1 protein-coding gene is annotated in these 698 nt (G+C 72.3%); it reads right to left on the reverse strand.

Annotation, left to right across the window (positions count from 1 at the left end; genetic code table 11):
• Positions 1–698 (reverse strand): helix-turn-helix domain-containing protein (locus O3W51_RS48245; RefSeq protein ID WP_269290454.1); only part of this gene is annotated, 698 nt, incomplete at both ends.

Consider the following 698-nt stretch of genomic DNA (forward strand, 5'->3'; position numbering starts at 1 on the left):
GTAGATGCGCGCCCACGGGCCGAAACCGCGCTGGGTGAGCTGCCACTTCGCCTTGGTGACCTGCTTGACCACGGGATGGTCCTCGGGCAGGCGCAGGGAACGGCGCTGCTCGTGGCCCTCCAGTCGCTCCGGCAGCCCGAGCTTCACCGCGGCCGCCGCAGTCAGCACGATCAGCGGGTCTGAGTCCTTGCCGTAGCGGTTGAGCTTGGCGGCACCCAGGCCGGACTCCTTGAGGGTCCATTCCACCAGTTCCGGGATCGTGGTGGCCGGGCAGTCGAGGACGATGCCGTCGACGCCGTACGCGGAGCCGTCGCCATCGAGTACGGCGAGCGGGCCGTGCGGGAACCGCGGGTCGACGACGGCGGCCTTCGTGGCCTTCTTCGCGGCCGGGCGGCGCGACGACGTCGCCGGGCGGGTGGCCGGGCGCTCCGGTGCGACCGGGGTGGCGGGTGCCTCCACCGGTGCGACGGTCTCCGCCTCGGGCGCGGTCGGGCCGGTGAACGTCTCCGGCACCGCCACCGGCTGCGGCGCGACGACCGGAACGGGGGCGGTGTGGGCGGGGTACTTCGCAGCCCAGCCGTTCAGTAGTCGCTGGTAGGCCTCCAGGCGCGGCGGCTTGGGCTCGGAACGGCCGTTCTCGTAGTTCTTGACCGACTGCACAGTCGACTTCAACGCCTGCGCGAGACGGGCCTGGGTGA

Origin of the sequence: Streptomyces sp. H39-C1, from assembly GCF_027158125.1 — a bacterium.
Classification (GTDB): domain Bacteria; phylum Actinomycetota; class Actinomycetes; order Streptomycetales; family Streptomycetaceae; genus Actinacidiphila; species Actinacidiphila fildesensis.